General features: G+C 68.2%; 17 protein-coding genes. 9 read left to right on the top strand and 8 right to left on the bottom strand.

Features of this window, described 5'->3' with window-relative positions:
- Positions 1–8 precede the first annotated feature (8 nt).
- Positions 9–431 carry a hypothetical protein gene (locus ON04_RS06260; protein ID WP_029457881.1) on the bottom strand — a complete coding sequence of 141 codons (423 nt, stop codon included), beginning with the start codon at positions 429–431 and terminating at the stop codon, positions 9–11.
- A gap of 102 nt (positions 432–533) precedes the next feature.
- On the opposite strand from ON04_RS06260, the gene ON04_RS06265 reads away from it, so the two are divergent.
- From ON04_RS06265 to ON04_RS06300, 8 genes are all read left to right on the top strand, one after another.
- A complete protein-coding gene (locus ON04_RS06265) occupies positions 534–1,046 on the top strand; it encodes a DUF4395 domain-containing protein (RefSeq protein WP_010540740.1) in 513 nt (170 codons plus the stop codon).
- A gap of 36 nt (positions 1,047–1,082) precedes the next feature.
- Positions 1,083–1,799, top strand: coding sequence for a hypothetical protein (locus tag ON04_RS15930; protein ID WP_010540741.1), 717 nt, complete (start codon positions 1,083–1,085; stop codon positions 1,797–1,799).
- A 50-nt stretch (positions 1,800–1,849) separates the two neighbouring features.
- A complete protein-coding gene (locus ON04_RS06275) occupies positions 1,850–3,880 on the top strand; it encodes a M13 family metallopeptidase (RefSeq protein WP_010540742.1) in 2,031 nt (676 codons plus the stop codon).
- A 41-nt stretch (positions 3,881–3,921) separates the two neighbouring features.
- The gene (locus ON04_RS06280) at positions 3,922–4,998 is read left to right on the top strand and encodes an NAD(P)H-dependent amine dehydrogenase family protein (RefSeq protein WP_029457883.1); all 1,077 of its coding nucleotides are present in this window, start codon (positions 3,922–3,924) and stop codon (positions 4,996–4,998) included.
- A 107-nt stretch (positions 4,999–5,105) separates the two neighbouring features.
- Entirely contained in the window at positions 5,106–6,758 is a 1,653-nt protein-coding gene (locus ON04_RS06285; RefSeq protein WP_010540744.1) for an arylsulfatase, read from the top strand.
- An 11-nt stretch (positions 6,759–6,769) separates the two neighbouring features.
- Entirely contained in the window at positions 6,770–7,687 is a 918-nt protein-coding gene (locus ON04_RS06290; protein ID WP_010540745.1) for a bile acid:sodium symporter family protein, read from the top strand.
- Positions 7,688–7,736: 49 nt separating this feature from the next.
- A complete protein-coding gene (locus tag ON04_RS06295) occupies positions 7,737–8,696 on the top strand; it encodes an esterase/lipase family protein (protein WP_010540746.1) in 960 nt (319 codons plus the stop codon).
- A gap of 20 nt (positions 8,697–8,716) precedes the next feature.
- Positions 8,717–9,610 (top strand): esterase/lipase family protein, encoded by an 894-nt coding sequence (locus tag ON04_RS06300; protein WP_238529252.1) that lies wholly within the window; start codon positions 8,717–8,719, stop codon positions 9,608–9,610.
- Between the two features lie 18 nt (positions 9,611–9,628).
- Here ON04_RS06300 and ON04_RS06305 read toward each other — a convergent pair whose 3' ends face one another.
- The 4 genes from ON04_RS06305 to ON04_RS06320 form a co-directional block, all read right to left on the bottom strand.
- On the bottom strand, positions 9,629–10,552 hold the full coding sequence (locus ON04_RS06305; RefSeq protein WP_010540748.1) for a L,D-transpeptidase: 924 nt from the start codon (positions 10,550–10,552) through the stop codon (positions 9,629–9,631).
- A 243-nt stretch (positions 10,553–10,795) separates the two neighbouring features.
- Positions 10,796–11,716 carry a L,D-transpeptidase gene (locus tag ON04_RS06310; RefSeq protein ID WP_010540749.1) on the bottom strand — a complete coding sequence of 307 codons (921 nt, stop codon included), beginning with the start codon at positions 11,714–11,716 and terminating at the stop codon, positions 10,796–10,798.
- A gap of 600 nt (positions 11,717–12,316) precedes the next feature.
- Positions 12,317–13,150: a hypothetical protein gene (locus ON04_RS06315; RefSeq protein ID WP_010540750.1), complete on the bottom strand. Its 834-nt coding sequence runs from the start codon at positions 13,148–13,150 to the stop codon at positions 12,317–12,319.
- Positions 13,147–13,866, bottom strand: a complete 720-nt coding sequence (locus ON04_RS06320) for a TetR/AcrR family transcriptional regulator (RefSeq protein WP_010540751.1) — start codon at positions 13,864–13,866, stop codon at positions 13,147–13,149. Before ON04_RS06320 ends, ON04_RS06315 begins: the two co-directional genes overlap by 4 nt.
- A 74-nt stretch (positions 13,867–13,940) precedes the next feature.
- Between ON04_RS06320 and ON04_RS06325 the strand changes: the two genes are divergently transcribed.
- Positions 13,941–14,489 (top strand): DUF2020 domain-containing protein, encoded by a 549-nt coding sequence (locus tag ON04_RS06325; RefSeq protein WP_010540752.1) that lies wholly within the window; start codon positions 13,941–13,943, stop codon positions 14,487–14,489.
- Between the two features lie 31 nt (positions 14,490–14,520).
- On the opposite strand, the gene ON04_RS16685 is transcribed toward ON04_RS06325, so the two are convergent.
- From ON04_RS16685 to ON04_RS06340, 3 genes are read right to left on the bottom strand one after another with little or no spacing between them, the layout of a single operon-like run.
- Complete coding sequence (locus tag ON04_RS16685; protein WP_158217826.1) at positions 14,521–14,697, bottom strand: hypothetical protein; 177 nt, start codon at positions 14,695–14,697, stop codon at positions 14,521–14,523.
- Positions 14,694–15,491, bottom strand: a complete 798-nt coding sequence (locus ON04_RS06335) for a class E sortase (RefSeq protein ID WP_010540754.1) — start codon at positions 15,489–15,491, stop codon at positions 14,694–14,696. Before ON04_RS06335 ends, ON04_RS16685 begins: the two co-directional genes overlap by 4 nt.
- The gene (locus ON04_RS06340) at positions 15,488–16,090 is read right to left on the bottom strand and encodes a TetR/AcrR family transcriptional regulator (protein ID WP_010540755.1); all 603 of its coding nucleotides are present in this window, start codon (positions 16,088–16,090) and stop codon (positions 15,488–15,490) included. Before ON04_RS06340 ends, ON04_RS06335 begins: the two co-directional genes overlap by 4 nt.
- Positions 16,091–16,155 lie beyond the last annotated feature (65 nt).

The raw sequence follows: 16,155 nt of genomic DNA on the forward strand, positions 1-16,155 counted from the left end.
GACCGCGGTCAGTCGAGGTCGCAGAGCCGCTGGAACTGGCCCCACTGGGTCTCGATGGTCACTCGGTCGAAGTCCGACTGCGCGGCGAGGCCCGAGAGTCGACTCGCCACCGCGGAAAGCGCGTTGTCCTGCACTCCCGCGGCGAGTTCGCGCACGTGCGCCGAGAGGCTGGTATCGGGGTTTTCGCTGTGGACCAGCTGGTGCACCGGCCCGGTCAGTTTGTCGCATCCGGGGGTGGCCTCGGGACCCGGTGTGGGTGGCGTCGGGCTGGCGGCAGCGCCCGTGGTGGTGCTGGCCGCGGTGGTGGGGGTGGTTGAGGTGGCGCCGGGCGACTGCTCACCGCTGGTGACCTGACTGCATCCGGACCCGATCAGTGCCGCCCAGGTGGCGGCGACGAGAAGTGGCCGGGCCGCGACTCTGCCTGTGGTCATGGGCTGAGATTAGGCGATCGGAGCTTCCCGCGGGAACAAGAGTAGGCTCTGCCGCTAGATAGACCGATCGGTCTACTGGGCAGTCTGGAAGGAGTGGTGGCCATGAGTCTGCGAGAGGTGTTCGCTTTCCCGGAGGTCGTCAACGACTACGCGGCCCGCTGTACCGCGGCGCTGGTGGTCACACTCGCGGTGGTCACCATGCTGGCTCCGCACCCGGCGCAGACGTGGCTCGCCGGCGTATTGGTCGTCGGGTTCGCACTCCGCGTCGCGGGAGGGCCGCGGTATTCGCCGTTCGGAAGGCTTTCCGTGCACGTCATTGCCCCACGGGTGAGCGCCGACCCCAAGCTCGTCTCGGGCGCCCCCAAGCGGTTCGCGCAGACCATAGGTTTAGTGATGTCGTCGGTCACGTTCGGCCTGTTCCTCGGTGGTTTCACCACGGCAGCTGTCGTGGTGCTCGGGATTCTGGTGGCCGCCGCGCTCGCAGAGGCTGCTCTGGGGTTCTGCCTGGGGTGCTGGATGTACGCCCACCTGCAGCGCGCAGGTGTGGTCTCCGCGGATGCCTGCGTCGAGTGCGCCGACATCTGGGCCAGGCCTGGGATGACCGCGCGGAATTGAGAAGCTCCTGATAGTTGGCCGCGATACGGTGTCCACATGAGCGATCCCATCGACCGCAACGACCCTGACGCACCCGACGACCTGCCGAATGACGCAGCCTCGGCTCCGTCGGCAGATTCGCAGTGGGCGTCTGAATGGGAGCCGGGCCCGGCATCGGGCGCAGCGGTCGATGAGGATGTAGAAACCGGACCGCCCGGGGCGGGCGCGTTCTCCCCCGGCGCCGGAGATGCCGCTGCCGGGGAAAGCGCGCCTTACGGTGCGCAGTCGTCTGATCCGCAGCGTGACGGCGATCAGAATTACGGCGTTCGGGACTACGGTGGGCAGGCTGATCGCGGCCAGGCCTACGGCAGCCAGCCATACGGGCCCCAGTCCTACGGAGCGCCGGACTACGGCCAGCACGGCGCCCAGCAGTACGGCGCCCAGCCTTACGGAACCCCGCAGCACGGTGCGCAACCCTACGGCCAGCCCTACGGCCAGCCGTACGGGGCGATGCAGGGCTACGGTCAGCCGTCCTCGGCAGTCCGAAAGGATCCGGGCCTCATGCTCCTAGCGTCGTTCTTCATCCCGGGCCTGGGCACGATCCTCAACGGCGACACCGGTAAGGGCGTTGGCATCCTCGTCGGATATCTCATCGGGATAGTGCTCTCCGCGGTCATCATCGGCATCCCGATGGTGATCGGTTTCTGGATCTGGGGCCTTGTCGACGCCTACCAGGGGACCCAGAAGTACAACGCAAGTCACGGACTGCCCTGAGTAGGGCGCACGGGGCCGCCGTGCCCGCGCCTTTTCCGTAACCTGGGCGCATGACAGCGACCGAGATCCCCACTGATGCCCCCCGCCCCTCGGGCCTGGACCTACAGTACGTCGACAGCGGCGTCCGGTCCCAGGATGACCTTTACAACCACGTCAACGGCACCTGGATCCGCGACCATGTGATACCCGCGGACCGGCCCATCGACGGGGCTTTTCTCGCGCTGCGCGATCTCTCCGAGGAGCGGGTGCGTGACATCATCACCGACGCCCCCGTCGACTCGGCGGTCGGTGCGTTCTACGCCTCGTTCATGGATACCGACGCGATCGAGGCCGCAGGGATCGGGGCCGTTGCTCCTGACCTCGCCGAGGTCGACGGCGCGGCAGACCGCGACGCGCTGGCCCTGGCGATGGCGCGACTCGAGCGGACCGGTGTCCCCGGCCTGATCGGTGCCTACGTCAACAACGACGCCAAGAACTCCACCGAGTACATCCTGTACATGGTGCAATACGGCATCGGTTTGCCCGATGAGTCGTTCTACCGTGAGGACCAATACGCCGAACTCCGCGAGCAGTACGTCGCGCACATCAGCCGGATGTTCGAGCTGGCAGGCCCGTCCGCTGCCGGGGCGGCGGAGAACGGCGATGCCTCCGATGAGCCTGCGGCCCGCGCCGCCCGCATCCTTGAGTTGGAGACCCGGATCGCCGCAGCGCACTGGGACGTGGTGGCCCGCCGCGACGCGGACAAGACCTACAACCCCGTCACCTGGTCGGAGCTGCCCGAACTGGCGCCCGGATTCCCGTGGCACGACTGGGCCCGCGAGATCGGCGGCACGGAGGAGACCTTCGGCCGACTGGTGGCCATGCAGCCCGACTTCCTCACCGCCGCAGCCGACCTGTGGGCCTCGGAGCCACTGGAGACGTGGAAGGACTGGCTGCGTTGGCGGATCCTGAGCTCTCGCGCGGCATTCCTGCACTCGGAGATGGTCGATCAGGACTTCGCGTTCTACGGCACCGCCATGTCCGGTACCGAAGAGATAAAGGCCCGCTGGAAGCGTGGCGTGGCGTCCGTCGAAGGCGCACTCGGGGAGGAGGTGGGCAAGGAGTACGTGGCCCGTCACTTCCCGCCCGGTCACAAGGCGCGGATGGAGGAGTTGGTCGCCAACCTCACTGCTGCGTACCGGTACTCCATCACCCGACTGCCCTGGATGACACCAGCCACCCAGGAGCGCGCGCTGGCCAAGCTCGAGGCGTTCGTGCCCAAGATCGGCTACCCGGACGAGTGGCGGGACTACTCTGCGCTCGAGGTGCGTGCCGACGACCTGTTGGGAAACGTGCGCCGCTCAGCCGCGTTCGAGCATGACTACGAACTCGGCAAGCTCGGGGGCCCCGTCGACCGCGGCGAATGGCACATGACGCCGCAGACCGTGAACGCGTACTACAACCCGGTCATGAACGAGATCGTCTTCCCGGCGGCCATCCTGCAGCCACCGTTCTTCGACGCCGAAGCGGACGACGCCGCCAATTACGGCGCGATCGGCGCGGTGATCGGCCACGAGATCGGTCACGGATTCGACGACCAGGGCTCCAAGTACGACGGCGCCGGCAACCTGGTGGACTGGTGGACCGACGAGGACCGCGAGGCGTTCGGCACCCGCGTGGAAGCGCTGATCGACCAGTACCAGGGGCTCACCCCGGAGGGGCTGGACCCCGAGAAGGACCACGTCAACGGTGCGTTCACCGTGGGTGAGAACATCGGCGATCTCGGAGGGCTGACCATCGCACTGCTCGCCTACCGCCTGGCTAACGGTGACGACGACGAGCCCGCTGACGGCAACGAGGTGGGCCCCGAGATCGACGGGCTGACCGGCATCCAGCGGCTTATCACCTCGTGGGCGATTGTGTGGCGCACCAAGACGCGCGCGGAGGAGGCTGCCCGTCGCCTGGCGGTGGACCCCCACTCGCCGCCGGAGTTCCGCTGCAACCAGGTGGTGAAGAATCTCGACGACTTCCATCACGCCTTCGGCGTGACCGAGGCCGACGGGATGTGGCTGGCACCAGAGGAGCGCGTCAGCATCTGGTGAAGCCACGTCTTCAGGTGCGTCAGGCCGGTTAATGTCCACCCATGACGATTCGGGTAGTGGAGTGGTCGACGGGTTTTCTCGGACGGATGGCGATCGACGCTATCGATGCCCGACCCGAGTTGGAACTGGTGGGCGTGTTCGTCTCCGATCCGGCGAAGGCGGGTGTGGACGCCGGTCATCTGGCCGGGATGGACCGCGAGCTCGGAGTGGCCGCGACCAATGATCGTGCGGCACTGCTCGCTCTGAAACCGGACGTGGTGGTGTACACGGCCGAGACCGAGACGCGGTTCATGGGCGGCATCGAGGACTTCACCGAGTTCCTGCGGGCCGGCATCAACGTGGTGGCCTCGGGGCCGGTCCTGCTGCAATACCCGCACAACATCATCCCCGAGGAGATGATCAGCGCGCTGGCGGACGCCGGGCGCGAGGGCGGGGCGACCCTGCACGTCAATGGCATCGACCCGGGCTTCGCCAACGACGTGTTGCCCCTGGCCTTGACGAGTCTGGCGCGGCGGATCGACCTCATCCGGGTGAGCGAGATCGCCGACTACTCCGTCTACCACCAGGGCGAGACCATGCGCCGCCTGTTCGGCTTCGGGCGATCCATGGAGACCCCGCCCCCGCTGCTGCGGCCGGGCATGCTCGCCGCCGGCTGGGGCTCGGTGGTCCGCCAGATCGCGGCGGCGCTCGACATGACCCTCGACGAGCCACTAATCGAGCGGCACGAGCGACTGCCTGCGGACCGGGACCTCTCCCTACTCGCGTGTGAGGTGCCCGCCGGAACCCAGGCCGCCATGCGGTTCGAGGTGGTGGGGCAGGTCGACGGCGAGGATCGCGTCATCCTGGAACACGTCACCCGCACCGCGCACGAGCAGGCTCCGGACTGGCCCAGGCCGGACCACGGGGACGGCTGCTACCGCATCGAGATCTCCGGGCAGCCGGAGATGCGGTTCGAGTTCTCCCATCACGACGAGCACGGCGACCACAACGTCTCCGGCATGCTCGTCACGGCGATGAGGCTGGTCAACTCGGTCGAGGCCGTCGTCGAGGCCGAACCCGGATTCGTCTACGCAAAGGACCTCCCCATGATCACGGGGCGGGGCCTCGTGGCTGGTTGAGGGCCCGGGTTCTGCGGAAGCAGCCCTTACTGCCGGGATCACCGTGTATCGCCTCGCGCCGGCGCTAGGGTGGCGGCATCACTGACTTCCGGAGGAACAGCCTGACGATGCCCGGTTCACCCGCTCCCCGCCCTAACATCCTCGTCGTCGTCGTCGATGACCTCGGTTATTCCGACATCGAGCCGTTCGGCGGCGAGATCCGCACCCCGGTGCTCCAGCAGCTCGCCGACCGGGGCGCGCGGTTCCGCCAGTTCCACACAAGCTCGCTCTGCGCGCCGACACGGGCGATGCTGCTGTCCGGGTGTGACAACCATCAGGCAGGACTGGGGGTGATGCAGCCGCTGCACGCGATGAACCAGTACATGCAGCCCGGTTATGAGGGGTATCTCAACCACTCCGTGCCCACGATGGCGGAGCTGCTCCGGGACGGGGGATACCGCACCTACATGGCGGGCAAGTGGCACGTCGGGATCACCGAGGACACCCGCCCTGCCGCACGTGGTTTCGAGCGCAGCTACGCGTTCCTGGGCGGCGGCGCGAGTCATTTCGCCGACGCCACCCCGCTCAGCGGTCAGGAGGCCAGACAGACCATGTACGCGGAGGACGACAGGTTCATCACCGACGATCTGCCCGAGGATTTCTACACCTCGACGGCGTTCGTCGACAAACTCCTCGAGTACATCGGTGACCATGACGACGACGCACCGTACTTCGGTTACCTGGCCTTCACCGCGCCCCACGACCCGTTGCACGTACCGGATGAGTGGCTCGACCGGTACGCGGGGAGATACGACGACGGCTATGAGCCGATCAAAGCCGAAAGGCTGGCCCGGATGAAAGAGATCGGTCTCGTCGCCTCCGAGGTGGAGGTCAACCCGGGCAGCGGACTGTTCGCCGCCTGGGACGACCTGTCCGGCGACGACCGCCGCAGACAGGCCCGCGCGATGGAGATCTACGCGTCGATGGTCGAACGCATCGACCACGAACTCGGTCGCCTGTTCGATGCCCTCGATGCCCGTGGGGATCTGGACGACACCGTCGTGTTCTTCCTCTCCGACAATGGTGCGAACCCCAAGCAGCCGTGGTTCTACCGGCCCAACACCGAGGAGTCGATCGAGCGGGACTTCGACAACAGCCTCGAGAACTTCGGTCGGAGGGGGTCGTTCATCTCGATGGGCGGCGCATGGGCCGAGGTGGCTGGCACGCCGCTCTCCTACTTCAAGACCACGACTTACGAGGGCGGCACCCAGACGCCACTGATCATCGCCGGCGGAGCTGTGACCAGGTCGGGTGTGGTGACGGACGAGGTACTGCACGTCGCGGACATCCTGCCGACGGTTCTGGACCTCGCGGGCATTGACCGCCCCACCAGGATCGGTGGGAAGACGGTCCCGCCGTTGTACGGCAGATCGTTGGCCCCGATGCTCACCGGGGCGACCCGGCAGCCGGTACGAACCGGGATGGACGCGATCTGCTTCGAGATGCTCGGGTGCCGGTCTGTGATCACCGGTGACGGCTGGAAACTCCTGTGGATGGAGCCACCGTACGGGGACGGCGATCGCTGGCAACTGTTCAACCTCGGCGATGATCCGCGCGAGATGCACGATCTGGCCGGTGACATGCCGGGGAAAGTCGCCCAACTCGAGGGCCAGTGGAACGCCTACGCCGAGTACGTCGGCCTGATCGAGAGCGACGGCACCTCAGCGGCCGACGAGCTCGGCATCGACCGGTTCTTCGAATTCCGACTGGGCGACGACTGAGACCGGCCGAGATGACCGACTTCTTTCGCGACCTCGCCCAGTTCTTCGTACCGGTGTTCGTCATCTCCAGCATGCTCAACGTGGGGCTGACCCAACGCCCCACCAAGCTCGTCGAGCATCTGTCGAACTGGCACTACCTCGTGCGGATGGTGGTGGTGAACCTGCTCGTGGTGCCGGCCGTGATGGTGTTCGCACTCGAACTGGTCGACGTCGCTCCGGCTTACGAATCCGCTCTCGTGCTGTTCGGTATGTGTGCTGGTGCGCCATTCCTCATCAAGCTCACCCGGGCCTCCCAACGCGACCTCGCGCTCGGCGCCACCGTGCTGCTGGTTCTGATGACGGCCACCGTCGTCATCGTTCCCCTGCTCCTCCCGCGTCTCATCGAGGGCCTCGATGTGGACGCCTGGGCCATCGCCCGCGCGCTGCTCCTCCAGATGATCGCGCCCATGATCGGCGGCATGATCCTGGCCGAGGTCGTCACCTCCGTCAGTGCGTGGATCCAACCGTGGGTGGCGCGGCTCAGCAGCATCGCGCTGTACGTGCTCCTGGGATCCACGATCATCGGCTTCGGTGGGGAGATGGGCGACCGGGACCTGTGGAAGGCCATCGCCCTCGGTCTCGTCGTACTGGCCGTGGCGTTCATGCTCGGCTTCATGATGGGCGACGGTCGCGATCACCTCAAGGACGTCGGAGGGCTCAGTACTGCGCAACGGGGTATGCCGGCGGCCGTCATCGTCGCGACCTCGAACTTCGACGACACCCGGGTGTTCGTCCTGGTCAATGTCCTCAACGTGATCGGCATCATCGGACTGCTCGTCGTGGCGAAGATCCTCAGCCGGGACAACAGGATCGAACTGACGCCCACCGGCGCGGACCCTCCTCGACGCGACCGCGATCGCGGTACCCGGAGGGTAACGGCCCCCGACTGATCCCCGCAAAGCCCCCGCCCTCGAACGCAGCGCGCGGGATGATTGCGGGATGAGCCTCCTACGCGTCGCCTCAACCCTCGCCGCCGCCGTCGCCGTGGCGCTCGGGTCGGGTGGCACGGCCCACGCGAACGCCACCGATCCGAGCGCCCGGGCGCCGCTGCCCGTGTCGTACAACTTCCTCAGCGGTGCCGCGATGGCGATCACCCAGCCGGGGGCCCAGCTGTCGGGCGCGAACGATTGGTCGTGCCGCCCGTCGGCCGCCAAGCCCCGGCCGGTGGTGTTGGTCCACGGCACGGCGGGCGGGGGCGTGACCAACTGGCCAACCTACGGGCCGCTGCTGCACAACGAGGGGTATTGCGTCTACACGCTCACCTACGGCGCACTCCCGGGGGTGCCGTACCCGTTCAGCGAGCTGGGCGGGCTGTCGGATATCGCCGGGGTGTCTGTTCCGCAGGTCGGGGAGTTCATCGACCGGGTCCTCGCCGCGACCGGCGCACAGCAGGTCGACCTGGTGGGCCACTCCCAGGGGACGCTGGTGTCGGGCATGGTGGCCAAGGTCGGGCGGCCGGGCCGCGTACACACCGTGGCCTCGCTCGCACCGCTGTGGGAGGGCTCGGGCGGAGGGATGAAGCAGTCGCTGGCCTCGATCCCCGGAGCGACCGAGCAGATGAACAGCGCGTTGCCGCCCGCACTCGCCCAGATGGGGCCCGGCTCCGAAATGCTCGAGCAGTTGTGGGAGGGCGGGAGCCCGTACGCGCCGGGCGTGAACTACCTCAACGTGGCCACGCGCTACGACCAGCTCGTCACGCCCTTCACCTCCGGGCTGGTCCCCGGGGCGCTGACGACCAACGTGGTGGTCCAGGACGGCTGCGAACAGGATCTGTCCGAGCACCTGGCGGTCGCCTCCGACCCGCGTGCGGCCGACTATGTTCTGAACGCGCTTGATCCCGACACCGCCCGGCAGCCGCGCTGCGTAGCCATCGCTCCGATCCTCGGGCCCACCCCGTGATGGCCGGGGCGGCGGCCCCGGTGGCTGCGTCGATCTCGGCCGCAGCGCTCGTCGTCGTCGTCGCCGGAGCCGCGGCGGCGCAGGAAGTCCCGTGGCGGTGGTGGGACGGCGCGGCCTACCAGCTCACCCATGGTCTCGAAGACCCGCCGGGCCTCAACCGCGACGACTGCCGGCCCGACCCCGGCCACCCCGAACCGGTGATCCTGGTCCACGGCACCGGACTCAACGGCGGCAACTCCTGGGCGGCGTACGGCGCCGAGCTGGCGGCCGACGGGTTCTGTGTGTGGGCACCGACCATCGGTGCGCCGCCCGGACTTGGATCCACCGGCGGTCTCGACTCGCTCACCGGGGCCTCGGCTCTGCAGCTGGCCGCGGAGATCGACCGCGTGCGCGGCCTCACCGGGGCTGGGAAGGTCGACCTGGTGGGGCACTCGCAAGGAGCGATCGTGGCCTCGTACGTGGCCGCGGCGGTTCGACCGGAGGCGGTGCGGACCGTCGTCACGCTGGGGGTCGACCCCGCCGGTTTCGGCGGGGGCCCGCCGGAGTTCGTCACCGACGCACTCGGGGTGCTCTCCGCGGAGACCTCACGCCGGGATGCCGAGGCGGCCGACGCCTGGCTGGGAGATGACGGCGTGCCCTTCGCCCGCGGAAGTCGCCACGTCTCCCTCGTCTCGGACTACGACGAGCTCACCGGGGTCGTTGCCTCCCCCGAGGTATCGGCGGACGTGGACTTCACCCTGGTCCGCCTGCAGGACGGGTGCGAGGTCGACCGTTCGGGACACCTCACGGTGCTCGCCTCACCCCGCGCGGTGGACCTGGTGTCGGATGCGCTCGGCGGCGCCCATCACTGGCCGCCTCGGTGCGTGGCAGCGGACGGCGTCGTCGGTGTGCTCTCGCCTGTGCCCTCGCGCTAGCTGAGCCGGCCAGCGGGCTCAGTAGTTCCAGTCGCCCTGGCCGTCAAAGGCGCCGAAGCGGTGTCCGGGGCTGTTCTTGACGATGAACGGGTCGCCGTTGCGACTGTTGTCGTAGAACCAGCGCGCGTCTTCCGGGCTGACGTTGATGCAGCCATGGGAGACGTTGCGGACGCCCTGGTCAGCGATCGACCAGGGTGCCGAGTGGATGTAGATGCCGTCGTAGCTGAGCCGGACCGCGTCATTGACGATGGTGTTGTAGCCACCGTTCTCGATCCGTAGGCCGAACGACTCCGAGTTCATACGCACCTCGCGGCCGCGCTGGCCGGTGTAGTAGGTGCCGTTGTAGGTGTCCCAGCCCGGCCTGCCCGCGGAGGCCCGCATGGTGCGGACGTGTTGGCCGTTGCGGGTGACGGTGACCAGGTGGGTGTTGTTGTCGTACTCGGTGACCAGCGCGTCGCCGGTGCGGAAGGACTGCTGCCGCTTGCCGCCGGCCCAGATGGTGACCGAGGTGTTGGCGGGCCAGAAGTGGTGCGGTCGCCAACGGACCTCCGTGTCGCTCACCCAGTAAAACTTGCCGGCCACACCAGGTTCGGAGCGGATGCCGATTGTCGCTTCGGCGCGTGCCCGGTCCCTGATGGGCCTGTCGAAGTAGAACATGATCGGTTGCGCCACACCCACGACCTCATCCGGGGTCGGGAAAATGTTCACGCCGCCGTACTCGGTGGCCGGGCGCTGGGGTCCGATAACGGGATAACTGAGCACCGGCATGGCCGCGACGCCCGGGATGGTCGGGGTGAACAGCGGTGCGCTCTCGAGCTGCGGCAGGCCGGGCGGACTGATCGGCATCACGGACTGGGCGTTGGCGGCGGGGGCCAACCCCAGCACGAGCCCGGCAGCAGCGAGGACCGCCGCCACGATCGTTGATCGGGTCGAACGGGACATGGGTACTCCTGAGAACTACGAGGGGATGACCTTCAGGATATGCATAGGTGTCGACGGTATGTCGTTGCCCCTGGCAAATTTGTTTCTCCGGCTACCTCAGGCGCCTGCGAGACCTATCGGATTGCGCTACGCCCATGGGGTCCCGCAGGCGTGGCGCAGTCTGATGGGTCTCGCGACTTCCGCTGCATCTGAATCTGCATCTGCATCTGCCGCTACCCCGACCACCGCCTCCGCCCCGATTCGTCAGTAGTTCCAGTCGCCTTGTCCGTCGAACGCCCCGAATTGCCGGCCGGGGCCGCCTGTCACGATGAACGGGTCGCCGTTGCCGGTGTTGTCGTAGTACCAGCTCGCGTCCTCCGGGCTGATGTTGATGCAGCCGTGGGAGACGTTGCGGACGCCCTGGTCAGCGATCGACCACGGGGCCGAATGGATGAAGATCCCGTCGTAGCTCAGGCGCACGCCATCGTTGACGGTGGTGTCATAGCCACCCGCATCGCGAGCGAGGCCCCAGGTGGAGGAATCCATGCGGACCTCACGGGCCCGCCAACCGTTGTAGTAGGTCCCGTTGTGGGTGGCGAAGGCGTCGCGACCGGCCGAGGCACGCATGGTCCGCTCGACCCGGCCGTTGCGGGTCACGGTGATGAGGTGTGTGTTGTCGTCGTATGTCGACACCACGGCGTCACCGGTACGGAAGACGTGTTCGTTCCCTCCGGCCCACACGGTGACGGCGGTGCCCGCCGGCCAGAACTCGTGGGGGCGCCAACGGAGTTCGGTATCGCTGACCCAGTAGAACTTGCCCTCCACTGCGGGGGCGGTGCGGATCCCCACCGAGCCCTCGGCGGCGGCGCGGTCGCCGACGGGGCGGTCGAAGGTGATCATCACCGGCTGCGCGATGCCCACCGTCTCGTTCTGGGTGGGGTAGACCGAGGCCACCGCGGCGTCGATGGACGGGCGCGCCGGGGCGGCGACCGGGATGGTGAGGGCGGCCATGCCGGGGATCCCGGGGAGGGAGAGCGGCGCGGTCTCCATCCCGAGGGCCCCCGCCGAGCCGGACGAGCCGAGTGATCCGGTGAGTGACTGCCCGGAGGCGGCGGGGGAGAGGCCGACGACGACGAGGCCGGCCGTGGTCAGCAGGGTCGCGATCGACCGGGATCGGCGGGACATCGTTCTCCTCGAGCAGTTGGCCGCAGCGTGGCGCGGCGGCGGACGAAGCTTCCAGGGACTGAGGTCGGTGCGACCGTAATCGACCGCCACGCACCATTAGTCCCAACTGTCACATGCGCAACATGGATAACAGTACATCCGAGACCTCGTGCGTGTACATCTGTTGGCCGACAGCGGATCGCGGCTCGTGGCGATCCCTGTCGCGAAGTTTCCAATGTTCATTGGTAATGGCGCCCGTCGAGCTGCAGGTAGATGGATCGGGCCTTCTTGTTGACCAGAAGTCAACGACGAAATGCCTGTTCATGGGATTGCCTAGCAATTAGATGCAACATAGACTCTCCTCAGTCACCGCCCGGGGGTCGGTGGCGATGTGAAGTGCCGGTGAGGGGACCGCTACTTCACGCTGAGGGGCCGGTCTGAGGACCGGAGCACCTGAGGGGGTGCTGGCCCGCAGCCTTCAAGGCATGCGAGGAAATTCGGTCGTGTCGGATTCGCCGGCCGAGAGAGAAACGGCGTCGGACGCTGAGGGGCTCCGGCGCCGTTTCTCTATTTAGCCTCCGAACATGTGCGTGGGGCCCGTCGGCTTTGACGCGGGCCCGGTCAGGCGAGCAGTTCGACAGCGACCCGGTGTAGACCGGCGAGCGCCTCGGCTTCCGCCTCCGGCGAGCGCGGCGTCTCCGGGCCGAGCAGCACGAGATGCCATAGGTCGTTGTCCGCCACCAGGATCGTGTGCACCTCGATTCCGCCGCCGGTCGGTGCGGCCGCGCAGTCGATGTACGAGGTGGGCAGCTTGGGATTAACCGGCGCCGGTGCCTCAGGTGCACCGGGTGCAGCCTCTCCGGCTGCCACCTTCGCGCCCCGGATCCCGGAGCACGCATAGCGCACGCCCAACAGGGTGGCCTGCTCAGCCAAGGCCGCTCCGGCGCCTCCGCGCGGTTTGACGACCCCGGCGGCGAACGTGTCGGGCACGATCTCGGGATCGAACACGGGCGTCGTGGTGGCGTCGCCCGGTGCGCTCGTCCCGCCGGCATTGGTGGAGGAAGCGTCGGCGACGGAGGTGGTGGTCGTGGTGGCTGCGGGGGTCGAATCCGGCTCCGTCTCGGCTGAAGTGGAGAGTTCGGCCCCGGCCCGCTCGGGTGATCCGGGGCCGCCGTAGATGCACACCATTCCCAGATCGCCCGACCCGATCGGATCCACCTCGGGCATGTCCGCCCCGGTGAGATCCATGATCTCACCGGTCGTCATATCCAGGAGCGTGCAGGCATTCAGCGCGGTGCCGGGAGCGGAGATGCTGTCGACCATGGCGGCGGCCACGTCAGGCTGAGGGTGTGGCGTCAGCCGAGGCGGGCCCGCGTCGTCGTTGTTGGAGGCGTCGAATGCGGTGCACGCCGAGACGACTACCGCCGCTGTGAGGGCGACGACGCCCAGTGTCACCCGGTGCCCGGTCCTTCGGTGTCCTGGCGCCGGCCGGGATCGCAGCGATCGCATGGAGCGATCCTACGTCGACCCCCCTCGGTGTCCCCGGCGTGGTGGCGGTCGTCGGGTAACGCCACGGACAGGGAGACCGCCTCGAACGCGTCCCGGATCCGCAACTCCAACAAGGACCCGGACTCGTCGGTGCGCCACCGCTCCACCGCCACGCGCAGCACTGCGATGGCGGCCGCCGCGACAGTGGCTGCTTCCACCGACCCCGGAGCACGCCCTTCGCGCGCGGCCACCATTTCCGCCAGCTTCTTCTCGTTGCGCGCCAGGACCGAGTGGACCTCCGCACGGATGCCCTGCTCTCGCCGCCATATGTCGTGGAATCGGTCAAAGTCCCGGCTGTGGTGGCGAGCGTACGAGACCTGGTGCCACATGAGGCGGGCCAGCGCCGGCATGGTGGGCACGGAGTGGTCCGTCAGAAATTCTTCCACGGCCTCCGGCCCCGGCGGCGGGGTCCGGGGGATGCAGGCGGCGACCTTCGACGGGAAGTAGTTGAAGAAGGTTCGGCGGGAGACATTGGCGGCCCGGGCGATCTGGTCGACGGTGACGTCGTCGATTCCGTGTTCCAACACCAGGTCGAGGGCCGCGCCGGAGATCGCCGCCCGCAGTGCCCGGCGACGGTCGACGCCAGGGTCAGCCGTGGAGATCTCGACGGCGGAGCGCTCCATGGCCAACCTCCCTGTCCGACTGTCACTAGCTGTGTGTCACTGTATCGATCGCAGGGGCCTCTATCCTGAAGGGCATGCGCACTTCCTCCACCGGCGTCATCGCGTCACTGTCCGTAGTCCTTTTCGGTGTCCTCGCCGGATGCGGTGGCGATCCCGAGCCGGCACCCGAGATGGGGACCATCCGCACGGCACCGACGGAGGCCTCCGAACCGGAACTGGCGGAGGTGGCGCCAACCAGCGACGCCGACTGCCCGTACCTGTCGGCCGACGAAGTCGAGGCTCTCAACGGTGAGAAGGTCGCCGACGTGCGCATAGACGACGGAGTGGACCCCGCCGCGTGCTTCTTCTACAGCACCGATGGCGCGGTGCAGCTCACGACCACCGTGCACACGCTGGCCTCCGAGGAACGCGCGAGAGAACTCGTGGACGAGACCGCGCCCGTCGACGTGACCGACCGTTCCGACGTCGAGGGCGGATGGACCGGTGGCCGGTCCGGGGGCCCGGGCGGCGCTCTGGTGGTGGTGGCCCGCGGCAAGCAGGTGCTGGCGGTGCAGTCCACGCAGGAGCAGTCGGTCAAGACTCAGCGGATCGCCGAGTTGGTGGCACCGCGTATCGCGGACTAGCGGCTCCCTCTATCGCGCGTGACGCGTACGCCTAGGCGCCGTCGCGGGTTACCGACACTTCGGTGTGGGGGAGTAGCTGCTCAACCGCCGGGAACACAACCTCCATCAACAGCAGGAACACTGCTACCGCCAGCAGGATCGCCAGCAGGACGCGCACGGGGGTGGGGCCGGGGAGTTGACGGAAGAGCCACGCGTACATCCTGATCAACGCCCCAGTTCCACGGGGAGCACGCCGTCGACGCGGGGCTCGGACCGCTCCAGCACGGCGTGGACCACGAGCCGCTCGGTCGCCGAGTACTGCGGGTGGCAGGTGGTGAGCGTGGCCAAGGGCAGCATGTCAGGGGTGGCGGGGCCGGGAGTTCCGGGCTGCGCGTCGATCACCGACACGTCCTGCGGGCGCACCACCGAGATTCCGGACAGCCCCTCGTATGCGCCGGTCGTGGCGCGCCGGGCGAGGTGGTCCGGCAGGCATTCGGCGGCCTGCGCTTGCGCTGTGGCGGTGTCGGGCGCATCGAACGGCAGCACTCGGTAAATCAGCCAGTCGTCGGCGGTGGCGTAGACGAGGGCGTCGCACGGTCGTAATGCGTCGAGGTCATTGAACGGGGAGCCCCGGCCCACGCGATGCCCGGCAACCGCGAAGTTCCCGGGCTCGCCCGGCCCCTGCGTCTCCGTGTAGTGGCCCGGCCCGATGTCGAGGGCTGCGTCGCTGGTCCCGGCGACCACAGCGAACCGGTAGTCGGAGCCGAAGGCAGGAATGTAGAGGCGGGCGAAGGCGGTGCCGTCGAGCGGGCCGACGTCGGGGTAGCGGCCGCCCATCCGCGGGTTGGCGCCGCCGGACCAACGGCTGTCGAGTTCGGCGTCGGCGGCGGATTGCGCGCGCGCGGAATCCAGCCCGGTCCACCACACCTGGTAGAAGACGAACAGCGCCAGCAAGACGCCGATCGTGATGAGCAGTTCGCCGGCCGGGTTCATCAGGCGGGCCGGACCTGACAGCTGCTTCATGAGGGGTCCGTGACCATCCCCAGGATGAGCTCAGCCATGCTGCGGGCGGTCATCGCGGTGGTCTGCACCTCGCCGAGCATCGCGGCGGTAACGGAGCCGTCGTGAAGGATCGCCAGCCGATCGGCCAGATCGTTGATGTTGTCCGGGTCCTCGAGGCCCATCCCGGCCAGTTCTGACCGTAGGGTCTCCGCGATCCACTCTCGCTGGTCCGACACGGCGGCGCGGATGGCGCGTTCGCCGTCGGTGGCGGTGCCCGGGAACTCGATGGCCGCCGCCATGTGACACGAGCCGGGGGTACCGGGCTCGACCCGCTCGCGGACGATGTCAAACAACGCGAGGATGCGGCCGCGGGCGTCGGGCGCCAGTTCGGCGCGACGCCGCCACAGTTCGCGGTCCCGTTCGGCGACCGAGCGCAGGTAGGCCACCACGAGCTCATCCTTGGATCCGTAGGTGTTGTAGAGGCTGGCCTTGGCCACCCCGGCCTCCCGCAGGATCCGGTCGATCCCAACCGCCCGGATGCCGTCCGTCGAGAACAGACGGGTCGCCGTGGCCAGGAGCCGCTCCCGCGGCCCGGGCTTGGTCGACCGTGTACTCGTCACCGGTACAGACTATCGGCTGTGACTGCGGACACGACGGAGCCGGTGCCACACCTGGTGGCACCGGC

Origin of the sequence: Dietzia alimentaria 72, assembly GCF_000226215.1 — a bacterium.
GTDB lineage: Bacteria > Actinomycetota > Actinomycetes > Mycobacteriales > Mycobacteriaceae > Dietzia > Dietzia alimentaria.

Excerpts from the sequence above, each read along its gene's own strand:
- ON04_RS06260 (WP_029457881.1), bottom strand. The coding sequence starts at position 431 with ATGACCACAGGCAGAGTCGCGGCCCGGCCACTTCTCGTCGCCGCCACC.
- ON04_RS06265 (WP_010540740.1), top strand. The coding sequence starts at position 534 with ATGAGTCTGCGAGAGGTGTTCGCTTTCCCGGAGGTCGTCAACGACTAC.
- ON04_RS15930 (WP_010540741.1), top strand. The coding sequence starts at position 1,083 with ATGAGCGATCCCATCGACCGCAACGACCCTGACGCACCCGACGACCTG.
- ON04_RS06275 (WP_010540742.1), top strand. The coding sequence starts at position 1,850 with ATGACAGCGACCGAGATCCCCACTGATGCCCCCCGCCCCTCGGGCCTG.
- ON04_RS06280 (WP_029457883.1), top strand. The coding sequence starts at position 3,922 with ATGACGATTCGGGTAGTGGAGTGGTCGACGGGTTTTCTCGGACGGATG.
- ON04_RS06285 (WP_010540744.1), top strand. The coding sequence starts at position 5,106 with ATGCCCGGTTCACCCGCTCCCCGCCCTAACATCCTCGTCGTCGTCGTC.
- ON04_RS06290 (WP_010540745.1), top strand. The coding sequence starts at position 6,770 with ATGACCGACTTCTTTCGCGACCTCGCCCAGTTCTTCGTACCGGTGTTC.
- ON04_RS06295 (WP_010540746.1), top strand. The coding sequence starts at position 7,737 with ATGAGCCTCCTACGCGTCGCCTCAACCCTCGCCGCCGCCGTCGCCGTG.
- ON04_RS06305 (WP_010540748.1), bottom strand. The coding sequence starts at position 10,552 with ATGTCCCGTTCGACCCGATCAACGATCGTGGCGGCGGTCCTCGCTGCT.
- ON04_RS06310 (WP_010540749.1), bottom strand. The coding sequence starts at position 11,716 with ATGTCCCGCCGATCCCGGTCGATCGCGACCCTGCTGACCACGGCCGGC.
- ON04_RS06320 (WP_010540751.1), bottom strand. The coding sequence starts at position 13,866 with ATGGAGCGCTCCGCCGTCGAGATCTCCACGGCTGACCCTGGCGTCGAC.
- ON04_RS06325 (WP_010540752.1), top strand. The coding sequence starts at position 13,941 with ATGCGCACTTCCTCCACCGGCGTCATCGCGTCACTGTCCGTAGTCCTT.
- ON04_RS06335 (WP_010540754.1), bottom strand. The coding sequence starts at position 15,491 with ATGAAGCAGCTGTCAGGTCCGGCCCGCCTGATGAACCCGGCCGGCGAA.